This window comes from Skermanella rosea (genome assembly GCF_016806835.2).
GTDB lineage: Bacteria > Pseudomonadota > Alphaproteobacteria > Azospirillales > Azospirillaceae > Skermanella > Skermanella rosea.
The window spans coordinates 2,757,701-2,781,848 of sequence record NZ_CP086111.1 but is presented as its reverse complement, the minus strand read 5'-3'; the positions used below and the strand labels follow the sequence as shown (position 1 = coordinate 2,781,848).

General features: G+C 69.4%; 23 protein-coding genes. 5 read left to right on the top strand and 18 right to left on the bottom strand.

Going from position 1 to position 24,148, the window contains the following annotated elements; genetic code table 11:
• Positions 1 to 121: 121 nt before the first annotated feature.
• From JL101_RS12815 to nfi, 9 genes are all read right to left on the bottom strand, one after another.
• Complete coding sequence (locus JL101_RS12815; protein ID WP_203095421.1) at positions 122 to 361, bottom strand: hypothetical protein; 240 nt, start codon at positions 359 to 361, stop codon at positions 122 to 124.
• Entirely contained in the window at positions 358 to 2,607 is a 2,250-nt protein-coding gene (locus tag JL101_RS12810) for a chemotaxis protein CheA (protein WP_203095420.1), read from the bottom strand. The genes JL101_RS12815 and JL101_RS12810 overlap by 4 nt, the downstream gene beginning before the upstream one ends.
• Positions 2,604 to 2,996 carry a response regulator gene (locus JL101_RS12805; RefSeq protein WP_203095419.1) on the bottom strand — a complete coding sequence of 131 codons (393 nt, stop codon included), beginning with the start codon at positions 2,994 to 2,996 and terminating at the stop codon, positions 2,604 to 2,606. The genes JL101_RS12810 and JL101_RS12805 overlap by 4 nt, the downstream gene beginning before the upstream one ends.
• Positions 2,989 to 3,864, bottom strand: a complete 876-nt coding sequence (locus JL101_RS12800; protein ID WP_203095418.1) for a CheR family methyltransferase — start codon at positions 3,862 to 3,864, stop codon at positions 2,989 to 2,991. The genes JL101_RS12805 and JL101_RS12800 overlap by 8 nt, the downstream gene beginning before the upstream one ends.
• A 5-nt stretch (positions 3,865 to 3,869) precedes the next feature.
• Positions 3,870 to 4,481 carry a HEAT repeat domain-containing protein gene (locus JL101_RS12795; RefSeq protein ID WP_203095417.1) on the bottom strand — a complete coding sequence of 204 codons (612 nt, stop codon included), beginning with the start codon at positions 4,479 to 4,481 and terminating at the stop codon, positions 3,870 to 3,872.
• Entirely contained in the window at positions 4,472 to 5,590 is a 1,119-nt protein-coding gene (cheB, locus tag JL101_RS12790) for a chemotaxis-specific protein-glutamate methyltransferase CheB (RefSeq protein ID WP_203095416.1), read from the bottom strand. The genes JL101_RS12795 and cheB overlap by 10 nt, the downstream gene beginning before the upstream one ends.
• 9 nt (positions 5,591 to 5,599) lie before the next feature.
• Positions 5,600 to 7,177, bottom strand: coding sequence for a chemotaxis protein CheW (locus JL101_RS12785; protein ID WP_203095415.1), 1,578 nt, complete (start codon positions 7,175 to 7,177; stop codon positions 5,600 to 5,602).
• 20 nt (positions 7,178 to 7,197) lie between these two features.
• Positions 7,198 to 9,138: a methyl-accepting chemotaxis protein gene (locus tag JL101_RS12780; protein WP_203095414.1), complete on the bottom strand. Its 1,941-nt coding sequence runs from the start codon at positions 9,136 to 9,138 to the stop codon at positions 7,198 to 7,200.
• 182 nt (positions 9,139 to 9,320) lie between these two features.
• Positions 9,321 to 9,974 carry a deoxyribonuclease V gene (nfi, locus tag JL101_RS12775; protein WP_203095413.1) on the bottom strand — a complete coding sequence of 218 codons (654 nt, stop codon included), beginning with the start codon at positions 9,972 to 9,974 and terminating at the stop codon, positions 9,321 to 9,323.
• 135 nt (positions 9,975 to 10,109) lie between these two features.
• On the opposite strand from nfi, the gene JL101_RS12770 reads away from it, so the two are divergent.
• The 3 genes from JL101_RS12770 (at position 10,110) to JL101_RS12760 (ending at position 13,369) form a co-directional block, all read left to right on the top strand.
• A complete protein-coding gene (locus JL101_RS12770; protein ID WP_203095412.1) occupies positions 10,110 to 10,460 on the top strand; it encodes a tellurite resistance TerB family protein in 351 nt (116 codons plus the stop codon).
• Positions 10,461 to 10,581: 121 nt separating this feature from the next.
• Positions 10,582 to 12,255: a Na/Pi cotransporter family protein gene (locus JL101_RS12765; protein ID WP_203095411.1), complete on the top strand. Its 1,674-nt coding sequence runs from the start codon at positions 10,582 to 10,584 to the stop codon at positions 12,253 to 12,255.
• A 46-nt stretch (positions 12,256 to 12,301) separates the two neighbouring features.
• Entirely contained in the window at positions 12,302 to 13,369 is a 1,068-nt protein-coding gene (locus JL101_RS12760) for a GlxA family transcriptional regulator (RefSeq protein ID WP_203095410.1), read from the top strand.
• Here the strand turns inward: JL101_RS12760 and JL101_RS12755 are convergent.
• From JL101_RS12755 to JL101_RS36775, 7 genes are all read right to left on the bottom strand, one after another.
• Positions 13,353 to 14,303 carry an alpha/beta hydrolase fold domain-containing protein gene (locus tag JL101_RS12755; protein ID WP_203095409.1) on the bottom strand — a complete coding sequence of 317 codons (951 nt, stop codon included), beginning with the start codon at positions 14,301 to 14,303 and terminating at the stop codon, positions 13,353 to 13,355. The two genes, JL101_RS12760 and JL101_RS12755, sit on opposite strands and share 17 nt — an antisense overlap.
• Positions 14,287 to 15,252 (bottom strand): choline ABC transporter substrate-binding protein, encoded by a 966-nt coding sequence (choX, locus tag JL101_RS12750; protein WP_228435431.1) that lies wholly within the window; start codon positions 15,250 to 15,252, stop codon positions 14,287 to 14,289. The genes JL101_RS12755 and choX overlap by 17 nt, the downstream gene beginning before the upstream one ends.
• Positions 15,253 to 15,254: 2 nt before the next feature.
• Positions 15,255 to 15,755, bottom strand: coding sequence for a thioesterase family protein (locus JL101_RS12745; protein WP_203095407.1), 501 nt, complete (start codon positions 15,753 to 15,755; stop codon positions 15,255 to 15,257).
• Complete coding sequence (locus JL101_RS12740) at positions 15,752 to 16,729, bottom strand: L-carnitine dehydrogenase (RefSeq protein ID WP_203095406.1); 978 nt, start codon at positions 16,727 to 16,729, stop codon at positions 15,752 to 15,754. Before JL101_RS12740 ends, JL101_RS12745 begins: the two co-directional genes overlap by 4 nt.
• A 24-nt stretch (positions 16,730 to 16,753) precedes the next feature.
• The gene (locus JL101_RS12735) at positions 16,754 to 17,665 is read right to left on the bottom strand and encodes a BKACE family enzyme (RefSeq protein WP_211111079.1); all 912 of its coding nucleotides are present in this window, start codon (positions 17,663 to 17,665) and stop codon (positions 16,754 to 16,756) included.
• 162 nt (positions 17,666 to 17,827) lie between these two features.
• Complete coding sequence (locus tag JL101_RS12730; protein WP_203095405.1) at positions 17,828 to 19,171, bottom strand: GntT/GntP/DsdX family permease; 1,344 nt, start codon at positions 19,169 to 19,171, stop codon at positions 17,828 to 17,830.
• 155 nt (positions 19,172 to 19,326) lie between these two features.
• On the bottom strand, positions 19,327 to 19,605 hold the full coding sequence (locus tag JL101_RS36775; protein WP_203095404.1) for an Ada metal-binding domain-containing protein: 279 nt from the start codon (positions 19,603 to 19,605) through the stop codon (positions 19,327 to 19,329).
• A 414-nt stretch (positions 19,606 to 20,019) separates the two neighbouring features.
• On the opposite strand from JL101_RS36775, the gene JL101_RS12720 reads away from it, so the two are divergent.
• Positions 20,020 to 21,069, top strand: a complete 1,050-nt coding sequence (locus tag JL101_RS12720) for a calcium-binding protein (RefSeq protein WP_203095403.1) — start codon at positions 20,020 to 20,022, stop codon at positions 21,067 to 21,069.
• Positions 21,070 to 21,119: 50 nt separating this feature from the next.
• Here JL101_RS12720 and JL101_RS12715 read toward each other — a convergent pair whose 3' ends face one another.
• The gene (locus JL101_RS12715; RefSeq protein ID WP_203095402.1) at positions 21,120 to 21,671 is read right to left on the bottom strand and encodes an iron transporter; all 552 of its coding nucleotides are present in this window, start codon (positions 21,669 to 21,671) and stop codon (positions 21,120 to 21,122) included.
• A 226-nt stretch (positions 21,672 to 21,897) separates the two neighbouring features.
• Between JL101_RS12715 and JL101_RS12710 the strand changes: the two genes are divergently transcribed.
• The gene (locus tag JL101_RS12710) at positions 21,898 to 22,926 is read left to right on the top strand and encodes an SDR family oxidoreductase (protein ID WP_203095401.1); all 1,029 of its coding nucleotides are present in this window, start codon (positions 21,898 to 21,900) and stop codon (positions 22,924 to 22,926) included.
• 13 nt (positions 22,927 to 22,939) lie between these two features.
• Here JL101_RS12710 and JL101_RS12705 read toward each other — a convergent pair whose 3' ends face one another.
• On the bottom strand, positions 22,940 to 23,908 hold the full coding sequence (locus JL101_RS12705; RefSeq protein WP_203095400.1) for a Vgb family protein: 969 nt from the start codon (positions 23,906 to 23,908) through the stop codon (positions 22,940 to 22,942).
• Between the last annotated feature and the right edge of the window lie 240 nt (positions 23,909 to 24,148).

The window sequence follows — 24,148 nt, the reverse complement described above, 5'->3', positions numbered from 1 at the left end:
CGTGCCCGGCGCGCCACATTGATGCCAAATAATGCAACCCCGCCCGGTGGGATTCCAGATGAATATGGCAGTGCAGCGGGATGGTTGCCACATTCGTCCCAAGACGAACGGATATTCTTGATCAGCGGTAATTTAATGTCGGGAGTATCCACTTCCGGACGAACTCCGATTCAGGGGAATCGATCATCCTAGGCCGAATGGCAAGAAGCACCTGGACCAGCGAAGTATGAAGATGGGTGCAGCCGGACCAGTCGACTGCGGCGCCCGGGTCCGCCAGCAGGAATTCGAGCAGCGGTTCGGCCTCGTCGACCTGGCACTCCCCTTCAAGGATGATGATCCCGTCGGCGAGCCGGACGCTCATGGCAGGATCTCCTTCAGGTTCAGGATGAGCAGCACCCGGCCGTCGCCTTGCAGGGTCGTTCCGAGATAGGCTGGAATGCCGGCCAGAACGCCGTCCATCGGGCGGAGGACCACTTCCAGCCGATCACCGATCCCGTCGATCGCGAGGCCGAAGTCTCCGTCATCGGTCCTGACGACCAGCACCATTCTTGCCTCCGGGGGTGCGGACGGATCATCTTCCAGGTCAAGCAGGCCGGCGAGGGAATGCAGCGGGACAACCTGGTCGCGCCATGCGAAGGCCGACTGCGCCTTGATCCGCTGGACCCGGTCCCTGGGCAGCCTGATCATTTCCGCGACGCCATCGAGCGGAACGCCGAACCGCCTTCCGCCCGCCTCGACCGTTACGATCCGCAGCAGCGCCAGGGTCAACGGCAGTTCCAGCCGGATGTTCGTCCCGCGATGACGGGTGGTTTCCACCGCGATGCCGCCACCGAGCCGCTCGACCGCCATGCGGACCGCGAACATGCCCATGCCGCGGCCCGACAGGTCGGATGATTCCTCCGCCGTCGACAGGCCCGGCGTGAAGATCAGGCGGGAGGCCTCGGCATCCTCCAGGGCGGCAAGCTGCGCCTCGTCGATCACGTCGGCCTGGACGGCCTTCCGGCCGACCCCGGCGAGATCGATCCCGCGGCCGTCGTCCCCGACCTCGACCACGATGCGGTCGTTGGAGTGGAAGGCCCGCAAAGTCAGGGTGGCGCGGTCCGGCTTGGAGTGGCGGCGTCGTTCCTCCGGCGACTCGATCCCGTGGTCCAGGCTGTTGCGGACGAGGTGCAGCAGCGGTTCGTAAAGCGTCTCGACCACGGTCTTGTCGGCGCTGGTCTCTTCCCCCTCGATCACCAGGTCGACCGGTTTCCCGAGGCGAAGGGACTGGTCGCGGACGAACCGGGGGAAGCGGTCGAAGACCTGGCCGACCGGCACCATCCTGATCCGCACCATGGCGTCGTGCATGTCGCGCACCAGCCGGTCCATCGTGCCGTGCAGATCCCGGAGCGGCCGCACGATGTCTTTCGATCCGATTGGCTGCTCGGCCTGTCCGGCCAGCCAGCCCAGAGAATTCTTCGCCACGATCATCTCCCCGACCAGGGCGAAGAGGCGGTCGATGCGCGCTTCGTCCACCCTCAGCAGGCGCGATGAGGGAGGTGGCGCCGGGGAGGAGGGAACATCCCGGTCGCGGGCGGCGGGTCGACGGGCGCGGATGGCATGGTCGAAGGCCTCGGCCAGAGGGGCGGGGTCGCGCCATTCCATCGATCGGACGAGCGCCGCCCCGACGGCGTCCGCCAGATCGGCCCGGCCCCCATGCCGTAGCGCGTTGGCCGCAGCGGTCGCCGCCGATCCCCAGCGTCCGGCCATCTCGTTCTCCGGCGTCGCGGCGGCAAGCAGGCGGCGCTGCTCGTCCAGCACGGCCTCAACGATGTCGGCGGGCGGGTGCGGGAGAGCGGGTCCAGGGTCGAGGATTTCGGGATCGATTGCGGAAACACGGATCTGGTCGGCGACCAGGCGGAACACATGACGTATCGCCGCCTCCTCGCCGACGGCCAGCAGGTCGATCCGCAGATTGCACAGGAAGGGGTCGAGGGTCTCGGGCGCCGGCCAGTCCTCGCGCGGGGAGATCCGCAGGGCGGCCAGGCCGGGCAGGCGGCTGACCAGCTTCAGCGGGTCCTCGCCGTTGAAGAAGCAGCCTGGATCGGGGTCGTAGACGATCCTGAACACGCCGGTACCGCCACCCCCCTGCCGCAGCAGGTCGAGGGCGGTGGACCGCTCGACCCCCGTGAAGACCGGCAGGTCGTCCGGGGGCGGGGCGTCCGGTGCTTCCGCCGTGTCCGTGTTCCCCACGACGAGCCGGCGGATTCGGTCGGCCAGGTCCGACGCCGCCGCGTCTGCATCGGCCGGCAGCGCGCCCTGCGCTTCCAGGGCATCCAGCCACGCGGCTGTCCGGTCCAGGCTCTCCAGCAGCAGGTCGATGAGCGCCGCATTGATCGCGGCACGACCCGCGCGAACGGCGGACAGGGCATCCTCCGCCACATGGAGCATCCGGGTCATCGGCGGGACGTCGAAGACGCCGGACGAGCCTTTCAGCGTATGGAAGGCGCGGAACACCAGGGCGACCCCGTCGCCGGTGGGCGTCCGTTCGAGCGCGATCAGCCCGTGGGTCGCTTCCTGGATGAGCTCGCGGCCTTCGGACAGGAACTGTTCGAGCAGTGCGTTCATGCCGTCACCCCGGTCAGCACGGCGACGTGAAGGACGAGGTCGGCTGCGGAGACCGGCTTGACCAGATAGTAGTTCGCCCCCGCCGCCCGCGCGTCGTCGGCGTCCTGCTCGCCCGCTTCGCTGGAGATCACCAGGGCGGGGACGGCCGCCGCGGAAGCGGTCTCGCCGCGCAGGTTCCGCAGGAACGACATGCCGTCCATTTTCGGCATGTTGATGTCGACCACCAGCAGGTCGAACGGCTCGGACAGCACCTTTTCCAGCGCCTCGATCCCGTTGAGGGCCTCGGCCACCTCGAAGCCGGCGGCCTCCAGCGTCTCGCGGTAATAGAGACGGATCAGGGCGCCATCGTCGACGACGAGGACGCGCGGCCGCGCGGGCCGGTCAATCATGGCCGCCCTCCCCGGGCTTCTGGTACACGATGGCCTCCGGAAACCGGCAGACATGGAACAGGGGCGATATCCGGCTCATGGACTCGGTATGGCCCAGGCAGATGTATCCACCCGGCGTCAGGCTGTCGTAAAGATTGTTCGCGGCGGTGCGCCGGGCCATGTCGTCGAAATAGATCAGCACATTGCGGCAGAAGATCACGTCCATGTCGCGCCACAGTCCCGTGTCGCCCTGGTCGATGATGTTGACCTGGCTGAACTGGACCGATCCCCGCAGCGCCTCGTCGATGCGATACCGCCCGTCGTCCAGGGCCGTGAAATACTTGGCGACCAGCGGACGGGACAGGCGCATCAGCGACCGTTCCGAATAGACGCCGTCCTGGGCGGTCTTCAAGGCCTGGACGTCGATGTCGGAGCCGACGATCTCGATATCCCAGGAATCGACATGGGGCCAGTTCTCCAGCAGCCAGATGGCGATCGAATAGGGTTCCTCCCCGGTCGAGCACGGGACCGACCACAGGCGGATCGGCTGGCCGCGGCGCTTTCGCGCCGTGATCCGGTCGAGCAGCGTGGAGGTCAGGCAACGGAGCTGGTAATCCTCCCGGTAGAAATAGGTCTCGTTGACCGTGAAGGCGGAGATCAGGCGCTCCAGTTCGTCCGGTTCGACCAGCAGGCGGGCGAAATGCTCGGAAAAGCCGCGCGAGCCGGCGGCGAGGATCCGGTCGGCCAGGCGGCGTTCCACATAGGCCCGCTGGGCATCGCCGAAGACGATGCCCGTGCGGCGGTAGAGGAAGTCGCGGAACCGCCGGAACTCGTGATCGGCGATCCGGATGTCGGGGCTGCCCGGCTGGTCGGGCTTGTCGGCGGGCATGGTTGTCAGTTCTGCGCGCCCGCGATGCGCTTGGTCGCGACATCCACCGCGAAGGCCACGATCGGGGCTCCCGGGAACCGCCGGGGCAATCCGCGCAGGACCGGCACGGCATCCGGAGTGCCGATCTCGGCCAGGATCTCGACGGCGGTCGTGCAGACGTTCACGTCGTTCTCCCGCTCCAGCAGACCGCACAGCAGCGCCGTGGCCTCGGCGGCCGGAAGGCCGCGGGCGATCTCGGCGGACAGCAGGCGCACGTCCGCGTCGCGGTCGGCGAGCAGTCCCGGGAGCAGGGAACGCGCTCGGCCGGGGAGGGCTTGCAGCGCCTCGATCGCGCCGTTGCGCAGGCCGGCATCCTGCGACCGAAGCAGCGAGGCCAACGGTTCCGCGGCCTCCGGAAGGGCGGCGAGGGCCGTGAAGATCGCCTCGCGGACGGCGGGATCCCCTTCGCGTCGCAGCGCCTCCATCAGCGTCGGCACGGCCTCCGGACCGTCGCCGAGACTGCGGACGCCGCGCCTGCGGACCAGCGGATCCCCGCTCAGCAGGTCTTGCCGGGCCGCGTCGGGCGACGCCGGCGTTTCCCCGGCGGGGCCGGGCGGGCCGCGGCGGATCAGCGGCATGGCGCCTCGCTCCCGCGCGAACCGGCCCGGGCGACCGCCCTGGCGACGGCCCGCGCGATTTCCGGCAGCGGGGCGACTGTGTCGGCGCCTCCGAGCCTGACCAGGGCGCCCGGCATTCCCCAGACCACCGCGGTCTCCTCGTCCTGGGCGATGGTGTGGCCGCCTTCCGCGCTCAGCCGCGCCATGGCGACGGCACCGTCGTCGCCCATGCCGGTGACCAGCACGCCGACCAGCAGGCCGGCCGGCACATGGTTGAGCGCGCTGGTCACCATCCGGTCGACCGACGGGTGCCAGCGGTGGGTCGGCGAGGAGGGGACCGGCGTGGCGATCAGCCCGGCGGGCCGCCGGGCGACGATCAGGTCGGCGTCGCCCCGCGCGACATGGACGCGGCCGGGCAGCAGGGGCATGGATTGCCGGACCTCTTCGACGGGCAGCGGGCAGATCCGGTCCAGCCGCTGGGCGAAGGCTCCTGTGAAGCTGGCCGGCATGTGCTGGGCCACCAGGACCGGCCAGGGCAGGTCCTCGGGAAAGCCGGTCAGGATCGTCTCGAGCGCCTGCGGCCCGCCGGTCGACGCGCCGATCAGGATGAGACCGGCCGTCGGCTCGGGTTGCCCGGTATGGCGCCTCGGCAAGGCCGGCGGCGGCGGCCGGTCCGGCGCGGCCGTCAGGCTCATCCGGTGACGGATCCGGTCGGCGAGCCGCAGCGTCGGCCGCAGACGGGCGCCCGCCGCGGCCCGCACCGTCTCGACCAGCATCGGGCGGATCCGGTCGATGCTCAGCGAAACCGTGCCTTCCGGCTTGGCGATCACGTCGACCGCGCCGAGCGCCAGTGCCTCCAGCGTGGTCTCCGCCCCCTCGGGCGTCTGCGACGACACGACCACGACCGGAAGCGGCGTTTCGACCATCAGGCGGCTCAGGCAGGTCAGTCCGTCCATCACCGGCATGTTGATGTCGAGAGTCGCGACCTGGGGAGCGAAGCTCCGGGCCAGATCCAGCGCCTCGGCGCCGTTGCGGGCCGTCCGGATCTCGAAGTCGCCTTCCTGTTCGAAGATGCCGGCCAGCAGTTTCCGCATCAGGGCCGAATCGTCGATGATGAGCAGACGGATCATGGCGGCGCGTCAGACGGACGCCTGGGCGGGCGCCGCGCCGTCGAGGTCGGAGAGCTGGTCCGCCTCGTGCCGGGCCAGCAGGTGCCCGGGCTCCAGCAGCAGGATCATCCGCCCGCCAAGGTTGGCCACGCGGGAGATCAGGGCCACCTGCTCGGCGGAAAGGTCGGGCGCCGGCTCGATCGCATCGGCCGCTATCCTGAGGACGCCGGTCACCGCATCCACCAGGATCCCGGCGCGGGCCGCCTCCATGAGGGTGACGACGATGCGCCGGCTGCGCTCCGGGGCCGTTCCGGACAGGGCGAAACGCCGCCGCTGGTCGATTACCGGCAGCACGCTGCCCCTATGATTGATGACCCCCTCGATGAAGTCCGGCGCCTTCGGGACCGGGGTCAGCTGGTCAGGCACCGCCGCGACCTGCTCGACGCAGGACGAGGGAAGACCGTATTCGACGGTTCCGAGCCGGAAGATCACGAAAGATTCCGTGACGGCGGCGCGATCGGCCATGCCTTCCTCCGGTGTGTCGGCGTCTGGTTGATCGGAATGGGCCGTGAGGCCGCGCCGCGCTCCCTCCGACCGGAAGAGGCGGTCGGGATCGAGGATGGAAACGAGCCTGCGGCCCTGATCGAGCCGGCAGATCCCCTCGATCTCCCCGGCATCCTGGCGGAGCAGCGCAGGCACCGGGTCGATCTGGCCGGGGTGCACGCGCAGGATCTCGCAGGCCCTGTCCACCAGCAGTCCGGCCCGCATCCCGCCGAACGACAGGACGATGACCCGGGCCGCGTCGGCTTCTCCGCCCCCCGGGCGCGCCCGGTCCAACCCCAGGAGCGTCCCCAGGTCGAACAGGGGGATCAGCCGCCCGCGCACCGTGACGACGCCCAGCAGGTTGCCGTCGGCGTGGGGCATGCGCACCGTCCGGGCCTGGGTGCGGACCACCTCGTCCACCGCGGAAACCGGCACCGCGTATTCCTCGCCGTCGGCTTCGAAGCTGACCAGCATGCGGGTTGCGGCCGCCGTCCCGGATGTCGGTTCCGGCACGGGCCGCGTCCCCGCCGCGGTGCCGGCCGGCGCGGTCCTGCCGGCCGGCGCCGCGGCGGGACGGGCGACCGCCGCCGAGACCCGCCGCAGGACCCGTTCGAGCGCCAGCACGGAGACCGCCGGTTCGTCCCCGTCACCCGGGACCGTGCCGGAGAACAGGTCGCGCTCATCGGCCAAGTCGGTCCGCTCGACTTGCCCGCTGGCCAAATCGACGATGCCGGCGACCTGATCGACCTGGAGCCCCACACGCGTGCCGGCGTCCAGGACGACGACCCGGCCCCCGTCGTCCGGAGGGCTGGCAGGCTGTCCAAGCAGGCGCTGCATGTTGAGCAGGACGGTGACGGTGCCGCGCAGGTTGATCAGCCCCTCGATGGTCGGGGGGCTCAAGGGGACGTCCAGCACGTCCGGGCGGCGGACGATCTCCCGGATCTCCTGGAGCGGCAGGGCGGCGCGCAGGCCGCCGACGCGGAACACCAGGTGCGGCCGGCGGTCAGGGGGCTCCGGAACCGACGGGGCGGGCGCGAGCGCCTGTGCGGAGGAGGGCGGGGACATGGGGTCCTTCCGGCTCGACGTCAGCCGGCCGAGTTCTGGAGTTCGTCAGCGAGGGACGCCATTTCCTCGATGGCCGCGGCCAGGTCCTCGGCTCCGCGCGCCTGCTGCCGCGATGCCGTTGCCGCCTGGGCGGTGGCCCGGCTGGCCTGCTCCGCCGCGGCGGCCACCTCCTGCGTGCCGGCAGCGGCCTGTTGCGCCGCCTGCAGGATGACGTCGGAATCCCGGAATATCGCCTCGTTGCTCTTCCGGACCGTTGCCATGTCGGCCTCCACGCCGGAGAAGGTTGCGACGATGTCGCGGTTCTTCTGCACCTCGACCTCGTTGGCAACCAGGGTCAGTTCGAGTTCGCGCCTGACTGCCTGGACCTGGTCCTGGATCGCGCGGACCGTATCCTTGATCCGGTCGCCGTTCTCGGCCGAGTCCCGCGCCAGGCTCCGGATGTCCGAGGAGACGAGGGAGAACCCGCGTCCCGCGTCGCCGCTGCGCGCGGCTTCCACCGAGCCGCTGATCGCAAGCATGTTGGTCTGGATCGAGACGGAGTTGATGCCGTCCACGATCTTTTCGATACGCCGCACCATCTGCTCGAGCGACCCAATGCGGTTCAGGCTGTCGCGGGTATGGGTGACGGCCTGTCCGACGCCGTCGATCAGGGAGGTGATGTTCCGCCGCCCCTCGGCCAGGAGCGCCGACATGGCCGCGGCCCGCTCGACCGCGCCGCCGGTGCTGGCGCGGGTGCGCCGCGCCGCGGCCTCGATCTGGCGGAGCGCCGCGCTGGACTGATGCGTCGCGGCGGCTTGCTGCCCCGAGCCCCGGCTGATCTGGTCGACCGCGGCCATGATCTGGACGGCGGCTCCCGACAGTTCCTGGACGGTCGCGGACAGTTCCTCCGAGGCGGAGGCGACCTGTTCCGCGTTGCGGATCAGGTCGCTGGTCTGGCGCAGCTCGTCGGACAGCAAGGACAGCTCCTGTGCCGCCAGCTGGGCCTGCTCCAGGGCGAGGCTCTGTTCGGCCAGGCTGCGCAGGGATTCCTCCGTGGCCGCCGCCTGCTCCTCGGCCGCCGCGGCGATCTGCTCGGCGCCGCGCTGGACCTCCACCGATGCCCGTTCCGCCTCCTGGGATGCCGCCACCATGTCGAGGCTGAGCGCGGCCAGCTCGCCCATGTCCGTCCGGACCTGCTCGATCGTGGCGACGACCTTGGTGCCGTTCTCGACCTCGCGCATCGACGTTTCGGCCGTCGCGGTGATCGCCTCGGCCAGCGACGCGATCTCCGTCTGGATCTCCCCGACCAGGTCGACGATTTCCCTGGCGCTCTTCTCCGCGACTTCTGCAAGGGCCCGGACCTCGTCGGCGACGACGGCGAAACCATTGCCCGCCTGACCGGCACGGGCCGCCTCGATCGCCGCGTTGAGCGCCAGCAGGTCCGTCTGGTCGGCGATGTAGCCGACGGTACGGACGATCGACCCGATGCTGGAGGCCAGCTCCTTCAACTCCTCGATCAGCGTGACGGCAGCCGCCTGGCGCCGGGCCGCTGCGGCGATGCCTCCGACCGAGGCGGTAATCTGGGCGCCCGTTTCTCCCAGCAGGACCTGCAGGGCTTCCGTCCTCTGGCGCGACGCGGTCGCCATGGTGCGGGCGCTCGCCAGGAGCGCGGCGATGCTGCTGACCGCGGAGAGCGACTCCTGGGCGGCGCTGGAGGCCTGCTGCGCGCCGCCCGCGATCTGCTCCATGCTGCGGCGGAGCTCTTCCGCCGCGGAGGCGGCCTCGGACGTGGAGGAGGCGATCTCCGTGCTGGCGGCGGCGATCCGCTCCGCGATCTTCTGCTGGCGTGCATAGGTCCGGGCACGCGCTCGTTGCGGCGTCGCATGGGGAAGCGGCTGGGCCGCTCCGGGGCGGGCGGTCGCGTTCTCCGCCGGCTCGGCGGGGCGCCGGTTGTCGTATGTCGATTTCTTGATGAGCGCCATCGGAGAGCCCCTCGCTTCGGCAAGTCTGGCCTGGATCACCGTACCCTTGATGCGCACCGTGCCAGAAATCCGATGCCAAGATAAAGTATCACCCCTGCGCCGCAAGCGCTCTTTGTGGCGGTATTCCCTTTGTTATTCATTGTTATTCAAGGTCGTATTCGCCGGCCGGCGGCTGGTCCGGCTCACCGGTGCATGCGCGAGATGGCGTCGGCGAGGCGGATCGGCTCCGGCAGGCGCCATTTCGGCGCGAAGCGGAGCACCAGGTCCACGGCGGTGGGCAGGCTTACCCGGTGGCCGACGGACACGAAGAGCGGATTGGTGCCGTCTCGGGTGCGCAGCGCCACCCCGACCAGCTCCCGCCGGTGGAACATGGGCGAGGAGGAGCCGCGCACGCGCCCCGGTTCCTCGTAGCGGCCGACCAGCCGCGACTTGGCGACGCCGATCGCCGGCAGCCCCGTCACCACGCCCAGGTGGCAAGCGAGCCCGAAACGGCGCGGGTGCGCCAAGCCCTGCCCATCGACGACCAGGAGGTCGGGAGGCTCCGGCAGCAGGCCGACCGCCGCCGCCATGGCCGGAACCTCGCGGAACGACAGGTATCCCGGCACGTAGGGAAAGACCGTCGGCCGGGCCAGCAGGACGGACCTTATCAGCTCCAGCGTCTCCGGGTCGAGTTCGGCCACCGCCGCCCAGGTCAGGCCGTCGGAGTCGCTGTAATGCGCGTCGACGGCCGCGATGCGGCGGAGCGGAGGGAAATCGTCGTGGGTCACGACACGGCCGCGCAGGTCCTCCTGCACGACGCGCGCCTCGGCCTCGGTGGTCGGCCAGGGATCGGGCATTGTTTCTTCCATCGCCGATGCAACAGGGAAAAGCGCCGGACCGTCCCGGCCCGCCGGTGACATGCGCCGATTTCCCGGCTGCCCTGTTGCAGGCAGCGGGCCAGGCATCGCTGGCCGGCTTTGGACGGGGGACAAATGACGGACGACAGGAGCGGCGCCGCGCTGGCCGCAGCAGGGGCCTTGCTGGGAGTGGCCGAGGGAGCCGACGCCGGGGCCGTCCGGTCGCGGGTGGCGAAGGCCGGAAACGGCGCCGCCGAGGCGTTCGACCGGTATCTCGCCCATCTCCGGGAAGACCGGGAGAAAGGCGAGGTGGCCGCCTTGCAGGCCCTGCATCCGGTCAAGGGTGACGCCCGGGCGGCGACGGAGCTCATGGAAGCGCTGCTCGGCGGCGGGAAGCCGGAGGGGGAGTTGGCGCCGGCGCAGGTCGCCGCCGCGCGCCAGGTCTGCGAAACCCTGAACCTGAGCCCGACCCGGTTCGGACTGTAGGGCTGATCGCCGCCGGGACGGCGACGGGGTGGAACAACAGGGGCGCATGGCCGATTGAGTTCTAAGCAACGAACAGGAACCCGCCGATCGGGAGCGGGGTAGGGAGTCCAGGATGTCCGCCATGCCCGCCACCCATGCGTTGATGGAGCTTCTGGGCGAGGTGGCGCTCCTGCTCTGGGGCGTCCACATGGTGCGGAGCGGCGTGATGCGCGCCTTCGGCGGCGACCTCCGCCGCCTGCTCGGCCGGGCGCTGCGGAACCGTCTGGCCGCCTGCCTCGCCGGGACCGGCGTCACGCTGGCGCTCCAGAGCAGCACCGCCACCGCCTTCATGACGACCTCCTTCCTGGGCGGCGGGTTGATCGAGCTGGTCCCGGCGCTGGCCGTGATGCTGGGGGCCAACGTGGGCACCGCGCTGGTCGCCTGGGCCCTGTCGTTCGACATCACCGTCGTCTATCCCGTGCTGATCTTCGCCGGACTCGTCGTCTTCAGGACCGGGACCAGGACGCGCAGCCGCAACCTGGGCCGGATCACGATCGGCCTGGGGTTCGTCCTGCTGTCGCTGCACCTGCTGGTCCAGACCATCGTGCCGACCGGCGTTTCCCCCGAGGCGAAGGAGCTGATCGCCGCCCTGACCCGCGAGCCCCTGCCCGTGTTGGCCGCGGCGGCGCTGATCGCGTGGGCGATGCACTCCAGCGTCGCCGCCATCCTGGTGATCGCCTCGCTGGCCGGCGCGGGGCTCGTCACGCCCTACGCCGCCCTGGTCATGGTGCTGGGCGCGAATCTCGGCAGCGCGCTGAATCCCCTGCTGGCAGCGGCATCGGGCGAGCGCAGCGCGCTGCGCCTGCCGGTCGGCAACATCGCCAACCGGATCGTGGGCTGCATCCTCGTCCTGCCCCTGCTGCCCGCCCTGGCGGGTCACCCGCTTGTGGCGGGCCAGGATCCCGCCTGGCTCGCGGTGACGTTCCATCTCGTCTTCAACCTCGCCCTGGCGGCCCTCTCCCTCCCTGCCTTGTCGCTTCAGGCCAGGCTGCTGGAACGGGTCCTGCCGGACCGCCCGGTGCCGGAGGATGCCGGGAGCGCCCGATACCTGGACCCCGGCTCGCTCGCCACGCCGCGGGTCGCGCTCGCCAACGCCGCCCGGGAAGCCTTCCGCATGGCAGACACCGTCGAGGAGATGCTGAGGGGATCGCGGGAGCTGCTGCGCCGCGACGACTACCGGCTGCTCGACGAACTGCGGCGCAAGGACGACGTCCTCGACCGGCTGCACGGGGCGTTGAAGCGCTTCCTGTCGGAACTCAGCCAGCGCGAGCTCGGCGGCGAGGAATGCTCGAGGCTGGCCCATGTGCAGACCGTCGCCCTCAACCTGGAGCATGCCGGGGACATCATCGACAAGGGGGTCCTGGACCTCGCCGCCAAGCGCATGCGTCGGCGCCTGTGCCTGACGGAACAGCAGGTCGAGGAAGCGGAGGCCATGCACGACCACCTGTTGGCCCAGCTCCGGCTGGCGGTGGCCGTCTTCATGGGCGAGGACCTGCAATCGGCCCTGAGGCTCGTCGAGGGAAAGGAAAGGTTCCGCGACCTGGAGCGGGCCGCCGCCGAGAACGAGTTCGCCCATACGCCGGACATGGGTCTGCAGGCCGAGACGAGCAGCCTGCATCTCGACGCCGTGCGCGACCTGAAGCGGATCGATGCCCATTTCGCGGCGATCGCCCATCCGCTGCTGGAACGCAACAACCTGCTGCGGCCGTCGCGCCTGATCCGGCTTCCCCGGGCCGGCAAGGCGGGACAGGCGTAGAACCCCCTGAAAACCCCTTGCGTGACCGCCCAGGCTTGCCGGCAGAATGGACGATGCTTCGACCATTCTTCCGGTTCCGGGCCTGAACGCGATGCCGTCCGTCACCAGCGCGCCATCCCTCGACGAGACCGGCCGGGACATCGCCTTCCTGCTGTTTCCCAAGTTCTCGATGCTGGCCTTCACCTGCGCCGTGGAGCCGCTGAGGGTCGCCAACCAGTTGATGGGCCGGTCCTGCTATCGCTGGAGCACGGCTTCGGCGGACGGCGGCACGGTGATGGCGAGCAACGGCATGACCCTGGTCCCCGACCGGCGGCTGGAGGAGGTCGGCACGCCCGGCATGCTGATCCTGTGCGCCGGTTTCGATCCCCAGGATTCCTTCAGCGACGCCCTGGCCGCTCCGCTGCGCCGGTTCGACCGGCAGGGCACCATCCTGGGCGCCATCGACAGCGGGAGCCTTCTGCTGGCCCGCACCGGCCTGCTCGACGGGCATGCCGCCACGACCCATTGGGAGTGCCTGGACAGCCTGGCCGAGCAGTATCCCCGGGTGGAGGTCAAGCCGTCGATCTTCGTCATCGACCGCAGGCGGCTGACCTGCGCCGGCGGCACGGCGGCCCTGGACATGATGCTCCACCTGATCCGCATCGATTGCGGCCACCGCGTCGCCGTCGGCGTCTCGGATCAGTTCATCCATCCCGCCATCCGGGACGCCGGGTCCAGCCAGCGGGCCGACGTGCCCCAGCGCCTGGGCGTCTGCCATCCCAAGCTGGCCGCCGCCGTCCGCATCATGGAGCGGAACCTGGAGGAACCCCTGGCGCTCCAGACTCTGGCCGACCGGGCCGGGCTGTCGCTCCGGCAGATGGAGCGGCTGTTCCACGGAGCACTCGGCCAGTCGCCCACCAGCTACTATCTCTGGTTGAGGGTCGAGCGGGCGCGGTCGCTGGTGCTGTATTCCGGCCATTCACTGGCGGAGATCGCGGTCGCCTGCGGCTTCGGCAGCTACGAGGGGTTCTCCCGGACATACCGGCGCCACGCCGGGGCCAGTCCCAGCCGGGACCGGGCGACGGCACGGCTTCAGCCCGCGCCCGTCGCCACGATGGTCAGGATGGGAGCCTGAACAGCGTGGCCGCGGCGGCGCGCGCGCCGTCCTCCAGCGCCTGGACGGCAGTCGGAACCAGCCGGCTCCAGTGCAGGAAACCGTGGGGAACGCCGTCGTAGACGCGCAACTCGGCGCGTCCGCCGGCCCTCCGCAAGGAATCGGCAAGGGCGAGGCTGTCGTCGCGCAGGGGATCCAGGGCCGCCGCGCCCACGAAGGCGGGCGGCAGGCCAGCGAGGTCGGCCGCTAGGAGATCCATCGCATCACCGCCGGGGGGCGCTCCCGGGCCCAGGTAGCAGGCTTCGTAGAACCGCAGTTCGTCGGGGGGCAGGCCGTAGACCGGGTCGGTGTAGCGCCGCCGCGACTCCGACTCCTCCAGCCCGTAGAGGCCGTAGTACAGCAGCATGAACCTGACGGCGTCCGGCCGCCGGTCCCGCAGGCGGAGCGCCGCGGCCAGCGCCAGGTGGGCGCCGGCGGAATCGCCGCCTATGCCCAGCCGGCCGGGATCGATGCCGGCAACAGGCAGACCTTCCGCGAGGGCGACGACGGCCTGTTCGACCGTGTCGAGCGCCGCCGGGTACCGATGCTCCGGGGAGAGCGGGTAGTCCAGCCCGACCACCACCGCCCCGGACCGGCGGCAGAGCTGCCGCATGATCCGGTCGTGGGAATCGAGCGAACCGACGACGAAGCCGCCGCCGTGGAGGAACACCAGCCCCGGCAGGGACTCGCCGGCATCCGGGCGGTACACCCGGACGCCGGTCGGTCCGGCCTCCAGGTCCAGAACCGTGTCGGTCACCGAATGCAGGTCGATGACCGGCCGGTTCCACCAGGATCGTTCAGTCTCGTAGGCGTCGCGCAGGGCCGCGATCCCGCCGCCCGTGGCGGGCGTGCGCGCCGCGGCGATCCGCAGCGCCTCGGCGACCCCGGGGGCGAACCGGTCAGGAGGCAATGCCAAGGGCCGACTTCACGGCGGGCAGGGCGGGCTTTCCGTCGAAACCGGTGACCCCGGCCAGCCAGGTATCCAGCACCTGCGGATTCCCGCGCATCCAGGTTTCGACGGCCTCCTTCGGGTCCATCCGGTCGTTCAGGATCATGACCATCATCTCGTTCTCCATCGGGACTGAGAACACGAGCTGCTTCAGGAGCGTGCCGAGATTGGGGCAGGCCTCACCCAGCCCGGCCCTGGTCAGGGTCCGGACGGTGGCGCTGCCGCGGTTGGGGCCGAAATACTCCTCGCCGCCGTCCAGGTAGCCCATCGGCAGCTTGACGTTCATCGGATGGGGCGCCCAGCCCAGGAACACCGCCCAGTCGTCGCGGCGGACGGCCCGGTCCACCGCAGCCAGCATCGCCGCCTCGCTGGATTCGATCAGCTTCCAGTCGCCCAGCCCGTAGGCGTCGTCCTCGATCATCTTGTGGATCTTCGCATTGGCCGACGATCCCGGCTCGATGCTGCTGATGGTGCGGTTGAACCTGTCACCGTGCTTGTCGAGGTCGGCGAAGGTCTTCACCCCGGCATCGGCCGCCGCCTTGTTGACCGCCAGCGTCGTGGTGGCGCCTTCGAGGTTGACGGTCGCGACGTCGATCTGGCCGCCGTCGATGTATTTGCGGGTCATTTCCTCCTGCGCCGGCATCCAGTTGCCCAGGAACGCGTCGATGTTCCCGGAGCGCAGTCCCTCGATGGAAACGGCGACCGAGAGGTTCACGACGGACGGCTGGTATCCCAGGGCGGACAGGATGACCGAGGCCGTGGTGGTCGTGGAGGTGATGTCGGTCCAGCCCGGATCGGACATCCTGACCGTCCTGCATTCGGCGGGCTCGGCGGCCGGGGCCGCGGCGGGCCAGAGGGAGGCGCCGCAAAGGGCGATGCCGGCGGCGGCCATCAGGCGGGCGGTTCTCGGAGGCATGTTCATTCTCCCTGTTCTTGAGTGCGTTGACGTGAAGGCGGAACCCAGCGATCCGGCAGGACGGGGCAGTCGTCCCCGCCGGCTTCGGCGAGCGACAGGACGGACCGGAACACCGCGGGATCGAACGGTGCGGCGCGCGGCCCCGGCTTCGCCACGGAGAGCAGCACCAGCTCCGCCTGCGCCGCCGGCTCGTCGGATCCGGCACGGTGCATGGCGTGGTGGACCAGCATGCGCTTCGGATCGGCACCGGCGATCCAGGTGCGGATCTCCACCTCCTCGCCGCAGGCGACCTCGCCCAGGTAGCGGATGCGGGCGTCCACCGTATAGACGGAGCGGCCGGTCCGGGCCCGGAACTCCCCGTCCATGCCGACGGCGTCCAGCAGGGCATCCGTCGCATGGCCGAAGATCAGCACGTAGTAGGCTTCGCTGAGATGGCCGTTGTAGTCGATCCATTCCGGAACGACGCGGGCGCGGTGGAGGCGCAGCGGCCCCGCGCCGCTCATGGCGCGACCGGATCCGCGGGCTCCGCCCGGCGCTCGTGCCGCAGGGGGGCCAGGACCTCGATCAGGCGGACCAGGCAGTCGTCGCGCCAGCGCTCCAGTTCCTTGACGGTCCGGCCGTCGGCCTGGGCCGCCGTTCCCTCCACCATGCGGTCGCGGAGTTCCCGCGTCAGCTCCGGGGCCACCAGCTTCGTCCAGGGCAGCTTCAGGGCCGGGCCGAACTGGTCCAGCATGTGGGCCATGCCGCCCTCGCCGCCGGCCAGATGGAAGGTCAGGCAGGTCCCCATGAAGGCGTAGCGCAGGCCGGGACCGTAGATGATCGCATCGTCGATATCCTCGGTGGTGGCGATGCCCTGGTCTACCAGGTGGAGCGCCTCGCGCCACATCGCCTCCTGGAGGCGGTCGGACAGGTAGCCTTCGATCTCCTTGCGGATCTTCAGCGGCCGCATGCCGATGGAGCGGTAGAAGGCGGCGGCCCGGTCCACGGCATCGGGGGACGTAAGCCCGCCGGGCACGATCTCGACCAGGGGCAGCAGGTAGACCGGGTTGAACGGGTGGCCGATCACCACCCTTTCGGGATGCCGGCAATCGGCCTGGATCCGCGACGGCAGCAGCCCGGAGGAGCTGGACGCGATGACGGTGCCAGGGGCGCAGCCCGCGTCGATCTCCGCCAGCAACCCGCGCTTCAGGTCCTCGCGCTCCGGCGCGTTCTCCTGGACGAAGTCGGCTTCCGCGGCGACTTCCGCGACGGAACGGACGAAGCGCAGCCGGTCCCGTCGGGCGCCCTGAGCGAGGCCCATCCGTTCCAGGGCCGGCCAGGCATTCGCGACCGCGGCCCGCAGGGCGTCCTCGGCCCCCGGCGCCGGGTCGAAGGCGACCACGTCGAGCCCGTGGGCGAGGGCGCGGGCCGCCCAGCCGCTGCCGATGACGCCGCCGCCGATCAGGCCGAGAATGCGAATTGGGAGAGAATCGGTCATTTCGGTTTCTTCCTGGAAAATCGCTTATCGGCGGGGAACGGGAAGGCCCAGGATCTCGCGGGCCTCGGCCGGGCCGGCCACGTGCGAGCCCAGCGCCTCGACGATCGTCACGGCACGATCGACCAGGCTGCCGTTGCTGGCGTGGACTCCGCGGTCCAGGTACAGGTTGTCCTCCAGCCCGACGCGGACGTTGCCGCCGAGCAGGACGGCCTGCGCCGCCATGGGCATCTGCATCCTGCCGATGCCGAAACCGGCCCAGACGCTGCCGGCCGGCAGCATGTCGCGGAGCGCCAGCATCATCCTCGGCTCGGGCGGCAGGCCCCAGGGAATCCCCATGCAGAACTGGAACAGGGGCGGCGCGTCGAGCAGCCCCTCGTCCAGCATCCGCTTGGCGAACCACAGGTTCCCGGTATCGAAGATCTCCAGCTCCGGCTTGACGCCCAGCCGCTGGATGATCGCGGCCTGGCGGCGCAGCATGTCGGGCGTCGAGACATAGACCAGCGAGCCGTCGCCGAAATTGAGCGAGCCGCAGTCCAGCGTGCAGATCTCGGGCAGCAGTTCGGCCACATGGGCCGCCCGCGCCTCGGCTCCGACGAGATCGGTGCCGGGACCGAACCGCGCCGGGTCATGGTCCGGACCGATCACCAGGTCGCCGCCCATGCCGGCGGTCAGGTTGACGATGACATCGGTCCCGCTGGCCCGGATCCGCTCCATGACCTCCCGGTACAGGGCCGGATCGCGGCTGGGCTTGCCGGTTCCGGGATCGCGGACATGGATATGGGCGACCGCGGCGCCTGCCGATGCGGCCTCGATCGCGGCGTCCGCGATCTGCTCCGGGGTGACCGGGATGGCGGGATGTTTGCCGACCGTATCGCCGGCGCCGGTCACGGCGCAGGTGATGACGACCCGGCGGTTGATCTCTGTCGATGAGGCCATGGCGGGTACCGCTGCTCGGCGTTGCTGGGGCTCCGGGCCGGGAACGGTCCCGGACCGGAGCCCCAGTCTGCGGCAACGGCGGCGGCCCGCTTGACCGGAACCGTCATGCGCCTGACCTCAGGCGACATGACGGCTCGGAAAACGCCATCGGCCGGCGATGGATCACCCGACGATGGCGCCGAGCAGCAGGACCATGGCGAAGCCGACCAGCGACACGATGGTCACGGCGACGGTCCAGGACTGGAGGGTTTCCTTCTCGGTCAGGCCGAAGAAGCGGTTGACCAGCCAGAAGCCGCTGTCGTTGACGTGGCTCAGGATCGTGCCGCCCGCCGCGATGGCGATGGTCGCTAGCGCGAGTTGCGAGCCTTCGACATTGTTCTGCTGAAGGATCGGGCCGACGAGACCGGCCGCCGTCACCATGGCGACCGTCGCGGACCCCTGGGCCACCCGGATCAGCGCGGCCACCACGAAGGCCAGGACCAGGTAAGGCAGGCCGGACGCCGACATCATGTCGCCCAGCACCTGGCCGACGCCGCTGTCGATCAGGACCTGCTTGAACACGCCGCCGGCACCCGTCACCAGGATGATGATGCCGGCCGGTTCCAGGGCCTTGTTGACGATGTCCTGGATCTCCTCCTTGCCGTAGCCCCGGCGGGAGCCGAGCAGCACCATCGCCAGCAGCGTCGCGATGAGCAGCGCCGAATAGGGATGGCCGATGAAGCCCAGGAACGAGCGCACGACGTTCCCTTCCTCCAGCAGGATGGCCGACGTGGTGCTGACCAGGATCAGGAGCAGCGGCGTCAGGATGATCGCCAGCACCTCGCCGAAGCTGGGAAGCTCGCGGCTCTCGTCGATGTCCTTCAGGATGACGTAGTCGGGCACGCCCTTGGTGATCCGCTTGGAGATGTAGCTGCCCCAGATCGGCCCGGCCAGGACCATGGCGGGCAGGCCGCAGATCGTGCCGTAAAGGATCACCCATCCCAGGTCGGCGCCCAGCAGGTCGGCCACCGCGATCGGGCCCGGCGTCGGCGGGATGAAGGCGTGGGTCACGGCGCCGCCGGCCACCAGCGGAATGCCGTAATAGAGCAGCGGCCGGCCGCTGTCGCGAGCCAGCCTGTAGAGGATCGGCACCAGGATGACGATCGCCACGTCCAGGAACACTGGGATCGAGACGATGAAGCCGGTCAGGCCGAGCGCCCACTGCACCTTGTCGTCGCCGAACCGCCGCACCAATGTGCGGGCCAGCCGTTCCGCGCCGCCGGAGACTTCAAGCATCTGGCCGAACATGGCGCCAAGGCCGACCACCACCGCGACAAAGCCGAGCGTGCCGCCCATGCCCCGTTCGACCGACTTGATCACGTCTCCGAGCGGCATCCCGGCGGCGACGCCGACCAGGAGGCTGACCAGCAGCAGCGTGACGAAGGCGTGGAGCCTTACCCTGATGACCAGATAAAGCAGGGCGGAAATGCCGGCCGCGGCGACCAGGATCAGATAGGTTCCCGACATCCCGTCACCTATGCCGAAGCAGGCAAAGGAACTTTGTTGTGAAAAGCATAGGCATCATTTCCCCTCCCCCGGTTTTAGCCCTTTGGACTAGGACGTGGCTTGACAACGCCGGAGGGAGCAGGGGGTTCCATGCTGGATGGAGGACCTGCGGCGGCTCAGCCACCCGGCGGAGCCAAGCCTGCCGCCGCCGGCGGACGGCAGCGCCGGCAGGCGCGGTATCCCGCCGCTTCCGCTTCCGACGCGGTCGCGAAGAAGTCGACGTTTTCCCGCTTCGGCAGGCGCGACGGGCAGGACGGGCGGCAGAATACGCCGGTCGTCCTTACCGCATAGACGAAGGTGCCGTCGGCGGACCTGTCGCGCGCGAGCAGCATCGTCCACCGCAAGTCGGCTTCCGGTTCGTGGGGCAAGGCTGCGCTGGCGTCGGGAGCGGGCATGCTGATCTCCTTTCCCAGCCCGGATCGGAAGACGACCGGGCGGCGATGATGAGGAAACTATGACGCTACATCTATGCCGGATACGCGCCTGCCGCATTCCGATCCTTGCGCCTGGATGCAGGTCGCGCGGTCGTCCCATCGCGGACCAATGCAGGACCCTGCGGATATCAAATCAGGTGATGGCTGCCCATATACCAATGGCTCTGCGGCCCCGTGCGGAATTGTATAATGATAAGGAAGATAGGTACTCAAATAGGACACGATCCGGCAATCTCCAATGATAGAGTTGACGGTTTGTGTTTGCATGAACACGGTACTGCAATGTCTGATTTGTATACTTGATCGTATCCTTGGTTTTTGGCCACCATCGGTCTTCGCAGCCAGGCCAAAGAAGAAACGGAACGGGAGCGGACGATGCGGAAGGATGGAACGAACGGTCCGGACATTCTGGTCGGGACGCCGAAAAGCGATGTCCTCAACGGACTGGCAGGCAACGATATCGTCAAGGGGCTGGCCGGATCGGACGTTCTGAACGGGGGGATCGGCAGGGACGAGATCCGGGCAGGAACCGGCAACGATGTCGTACGGGGCGGGGCCGGGAGCGACAGCCTTTACGGGGAGAGCGGCGCCGACAGGCTCTTCGGCGGAGCGGGCAGCGATTATCTCGACGGCGGGACCGGTGCCGACAAGGTCCACGGCGACGAGGGGAACGACACCCTGGTCTGGAAGACCGGACCGATCGACCTGCGGGACCAGTTCGTTCCCGGCCCCGAGCTGGACGGCGGCGCCGGCCGGGACACGCTGCGCGTCGACAGCGAGGTGCGTTACTACATCGATGATTTCGACGGGGGATGGGACGGCCCGTTCCGGGGCGAGGTCGGAATCCTCGCCGAGGAGGGAACCCTGAGCCTGCTGGTCGGCAATTCCACGCCGGAAGATGCGCCGTACATCTTCGCCCCGGTCGACGGCATCGAACGTTTCGAGATCTCCAGCCTGGGTCCCGTCGTGATCGAGACGCGGGGCGAGCAGGAGATCGACTACACCGTCCTCGCGACCCCGCACGACGACTTCCTGGTGGCCGGCGCCGGCGACCAGGTGCTTTTCGGCAGGAACGGCGCCGACATCATCGGCGGCGGCGACGGCAACGACGAGCTGTATGGCGGCGCCGGTAAGGACCGGATCAGCGGCGGCACCGGCTTGGACTGGATGGTCGGCGGGTCCGGCGACGACGTGTTCAGCGATTACCTGCCCGACATGCTGGGGGAGACGATCACCCGCTTCGAAGGGGCGGGCAGGGCGGGCGGAGACGCGCTCGAACTGCAGCTGCCCGCCACTCCCGACAGGATCAAGGTCACGGAGAGCGCCGGCTCCACGACCTTCGACTTCCTGGACGACGATACCGACGCGGTGCTGACGGTGGACGCCCCCGACCTCGTCCTCGGGGTGGATTACTTCTTCGTCTGACCCAAGAGGTTCCCGGCCCGCGGTACGGGCCGGGAATCTGCCGCCGGGCGCTACTCGCGCCCGGTCGTGATCGACACCCCGGGGAACGAGACCTCGACGGTTTCGGCGTAGCGCTTCCCGTTGACCTCGTCGTGCCGCATGAAGTCGGGCGGTTCGATCCTGACGGCGAGGTCGTAGGTACCGTCTCCCGGCACCTTGAGGTTGGCGCCGTAGTGATACAGGCCCGGGTGCCAGACGAACGGCATCCGGATCGGCCCGACCACCTCGCCGCTGTCCTTGGTCAGGGTCGCGTAGATCGTCAGGTAGGGGATGAAGCGTCCATCGCCCGCGTCGGAAACCGAGACCTCCAGGTGGCAGTTCTCCTCCCCGGGCTCCATCCATTCCAGCTTGCCCTCGCCGCGCAGGTGGTACATGCCTTCGGCGCGTTCCTGCGCGAACCCGACGATATAATCGCCGGCCTGCTGGGTGCCGCCGGTGTCGGCGACTTCGGTCGCCATGACCCGCAGGCCTTCCTGGTACGCCGCTCCCTCGCGCCGGGCGATGGCGAGCTGCTTGCTGTTGGCTTCGTCGCTGGGACATTCGCGGTGCGGGTTTGCGGTCATCTGGCTTCGGTCTCCTGTGCCGGGTCGTCGTGCCGATCCGTCTCGGGACGGAACGTCCCCCGTGGAACACATCAACCGGCCGGGAGGAGCCGTCGCCCGCGAATTGGAGTCTTCCGGGCAGGCGGGATACCACGATCGAAACGGCGCATGGCGGTTAGGGATCCGCTGTTGGTCGGCGCGTGGACGCATCCGGTCCACCCTGTCGAACAGTCGTAGAAGCAAGGCCATGGATCCGAAAGACACCACCACTTCGCCGTCCCGCCGCACCGTCCTCGGCGGGATGAGCGCCGGTATGGTCGCCGCGGCCGCCCTGCCGGGAGTCTCCCCGGCCGCCGCGCAGCAGGCCGGGAGCACCGCCGCGGTTCCTCCCCAGGCAGCCAAGCAGAATCCGCTGACCCAGTATCCGAAACCGCCCTTTCCTCAGCAGCGCCAGGAGCCGCCGGGGCTCGCCTCGAAGATGGAGCCCCGGCCCGACCATGGCGAGAAGAGCTACAGGGGCGCCGGCAAGCTGATTGGCCGCAAGGCGCTGATCACCGGCGGGGACAGCGGCATCGGCCGCGCCGCGGCCATCGCGTTCGCCCGCGAGGGAGCCGACGTCGCGATCAACTACCTGCCGGTGGAGGAGCCGGACGCCCGCGAGGTCGTACAGTTGATCGAGGCGGAAGGCCGGAAGGCGGTCGCGATCCCCGGCGACATCCGGGACGAGGGATTCTGCGGCCAGCTCGTCGCCAGGGCCGTCGAAGGACTGGGCGGGCTGGACATCCTGGTGAACAACGCGGCCAAGCAAGCGTCGCAGCAGTCGATCCTGGACATCACCACCGAGCAGTTCGATTCGACGTTCAAGACCAACGTCTACGCGATGTTCTGGATCACCAAGGCGGCCCTGCCGCACCTCGCCGAAGGGGCGACGATCATCAACACGTCGTCGATCCAGGCGTACGAGCCCTCGGCGAACCTGTTCGATTATGCCCAGACCAAGGCTTGCATCGTCTCCTTCACCAAGTCCTTGGCGAAGCAGCTCGTTCAGAAGGGGATCCGCGTGAACGCGGTGGCGCCCGGCCCGTTCTGGACGCCGCTCCAGCCGAGCGGCGGGCAGCCGCCCGAAAAGATCACGAGCTTCGGCGAGGGATCGCCGTTCGGCCGGCCCGGGCAGCCGGCCGAGGTGGCGCCGACCTATGTCCTGCTCGCCTCCCAGGAGTCGAGCTTCGTCACCGGCGAAGTGTACGGCGTGACCGGCGGAAACCCGACTCCGTAGGACCCGTCCTGCGTCAGTCCCGGCCGGTGCGGACCACCACCAGGGTGTCCGTGCCGGATTCCGGCGCCCAGACCTCGCCGCTCCGGCCCAGGATCTGGCGGACGTTGGCTTCCGGCCGGGGGTGCCGCTGGACGTCGAAGCGTTCGGTCTCCGGATCGAACCGCACCAGGGCGTTGCCGCCGAAATCGCTGAGCCAGACCTTGTCGTCCTCGTCGACATAGACGGCATAGGTCAGCGGGTCTTCGCCGGGCAGCTTCCAGCTTTCCCAGGTCCGCGCGCCGGGGTCGTAGACGCTGACCTGGCCGCTGTTCCATTCGCTGACCCAGATGCGCCCGCGGCTGTCCGACCAGACCCGCCGGGCGCCCTGGTCCTCGGTCGGCGGCTCGATCACCGTCGCCTTGCCGGTTTCCGTGTCGATGCGCGCGATGTGGCTGCCGGCGAGCGAGGCGTAATAAATGTCGCCGCCGGGCGTCGCGGTGATGCCGTAGGGTCCGCGGCCCTCCGGCGCCTCGAAAACTTCCATCTTCCGCGTCGCCGGGTCCAGCCGCCCATAGATGCCGTTCTGGCCGGTGAACCAGAGCACGCCCTTGCCGTCGAAGGCGGCGGTGTTCAGGTTGGCGTCCTCGGCGTCGGTGGGTAAGGGAAAGCGCGTCACCTCGCGGGTGGCTGGATCGACCCGGACGATCGCGTTCAGGCCGCCGTCGGTGATCCAGGGCGCGCCGTCCGGACCGACGATGACACCGTGCGGCGCCGAGCCGTCGCCCAGGGGGATCTGCTCGACCTTGCCGGTCGAGGGATCGAGCCGGCCGAGGGCGCCGTGCCGCTGGGCGGTGTACCACACCGCGCCGTCGGGAGCGGGCGCCACGTCGTGCGGGCGGGAACCCGACGGAACCTGGTACTCCTGCATCGTCAATTCGGCGAAGGCGGGTCCGACGCCCATGAGCATCATCAGGGCGGTTCCGGCAATCAATGTCTTCCGCATGGAAAGCTCCTTTCTCCGACAGGCCTGTCCCTGTCAGATAGGTGGATCTCCAATCATCGCCTTCAACCAAAGTGCATATCCTTAAGACTATTTGTCAATTCTCTCGAAAACATGCAAAAAAATAGGCCGTCCTGGCGGACGGCCTGAAGTCTAGGGAGGAAACGCCCAAGAAGGCGTATGCGGTATCACTACCGCACTGCAAAAACGGGCCAAGGCAGATTTGGTTCACTGAAAAAATGG

What these genes read in the sequence shown, in the direction of transcription:
- JL101_RS12815 (WP_203095421.1), bottom strand. Translation starts at nt 361, where the DNA reads ATGAGCGTCCGGCTCGCCGACGGGATCATCATCCTTGAAGGGGAGTGC.
- JL101_RS12765 (WP_203095411.1), top strand. Translation starts at nt 10,582, where the DNA reads ATGCCCGCCACCCATGCGTTGATGGAGCTTCTGGGCGAGGTGGCGCTC.
- JL101_RS12740 (WP_203095406.1), bottom strand. Translation starts at nt 16,729, where the DNA reads ATGACCGATTCTCTCCCAATTCGCATTCTCGGCCTGATCGGCGGCGGC.
- JL101_RS12720 (WP_203095403.1), top strand. Translation starts at nt 20,020, where the DNA reads ATGCGGAAGGATGGAACGAACGGTCCGGACATTCTGGTCGGGACGCCG.
- JL101_RS12730 (WP_203095405.1), bottom strand. Translation starts at nt 19,171, where the DNA reads ATGTCGGGAACCTATCTGATCCTGGTCGCCGCGGCCGGCATTTCCGCC.
- JL101_RS36775 (WP_203095404.1), bottom strand. Translation starts at nt 19,605, where the DNA reads ATGCCCGCTCCCGACGCCAGCGCAGCCTTGCCCCACGAACCGGAAGCC.
- JL101_RS12770 (WP_203095412.1), top strand. Translation starts at nt 10,110, where the DNA reads ATGACGGACGACAGGAGCGGCGCCGCGCTGGCCGCAGCAGGGGCCTTG.
- JL101_RS12800 (WP_203095418.1), bottom strand. Translation starts at nt 3,864, where the DNA reads ATGCCCGCCGACAAGCCCGACCAGCCGGGCAGCCCCGACATCCGGATC.
- JL101_RS12805 (WP_203095419.1), bottom strand. Translation starts at nt 2,996, where the DNA reads ATGATTGACCGGCCCGCGCGGCCGCGCGTCCTCGTCGTCGACGATGGC.
- cheB (WP_203095416.1), bottom strand. Translation starts at nt 5,590, where the DNA reads ATGATCCGTCTGCTCATCATCGACGATTCGGCCCTGATGCGGAAACTG.
- JL101_RS12785 (WP_203095415.1), bottom strand. Translation starts at nt 7,177, where the DNA reads ATGTCCCCGCCCTCCTCCGCACAGGCGCTCGCGCCCGCCCCGTCGGTT.
- JL101_RS12745 (WP_203095407.1), bottom strand. Translation starts at nt 15,755, where the DNA reads ATGAGCGGCGCGGGGCCGCTGCGCCTCCACCGCGCCCGCGTCGTTCCG.
- JL101_RS12795 (WP_203095417.1), bottom strand. Translation starts at nt 4,481, where the DNA reads ATGCCGCTGATCCGCCGCGGCCCGCCCGGCCCCGCCGGGGAAACGCCG.
- JL101_RS12735 (WP_211111079.1), bottom strand. Translation starts at nt 17,665, where the DNA reads ATGGCCTCATCGACAGAGATCAACCGCCGGGTCGTCATCACCTGCGCC.
- JL101_RS12710 (WP_203095401.1), top strand. Translation starts at nt 21,898, where the DNA reads ATGGATCCGAAAGACACCACCACTTCGCCGTCCCGCCGCACCGTCCTC.
- JL101_RS12760 (WP_203095410.1), top strand. Translation starts at nt 12,302, where the DNA reads ATGGACGATGCTTCGACCATTCTTCCGGTTCCGGGCCTGAACGCGATG.
- JL101_RS12780 (WP_203095414.1), bottom strand. Translation starts at nt 9,138, where the DNA reads ATGGCGCTCATCAAGAAATCGACATACGACAACCGGCGCCCCGCCGAG.
- choX (WP_228435431.1), bottom strand. Translation starts at nt 15,252, where the DNA reads ATGCCTCCGAGAACCGCCCGCCTGATGGCCGCCGCCGGCATCGCCCTT.
- JL101_RS12705 (WP_203095400.1), bottom strand. Translation starts at nt 23,908, where the DNA reads ATGCGGAAGACATTGATTGCCGGAACCGCCCTGATGATGCTCATGGGC.
- nfi (WP_203095413.1), bottom strand. Translation starts at nt 9,974, where the DNA reads ATGCCCGATCCCTGGCCGACCACCGAGGCCGAGGCGCGCGTCGTGCAG.
- JL101_RS12715 (WP_203095402.1), bottom strand. Translation starts at nt 21,671, where the DNA reads ATGACCGCAAACCCGCACCGCGAATGTCCCAGCGACGAAGCCAACAGC.
- JL101_RS12810 (WP_203095420.1), bottom strand. Translation starts at nt 2,607, where the DNA reads ATGAACGCACTGCTCGAACAGTTCCTGTCCGAAGGCCGCGAGCTCATC.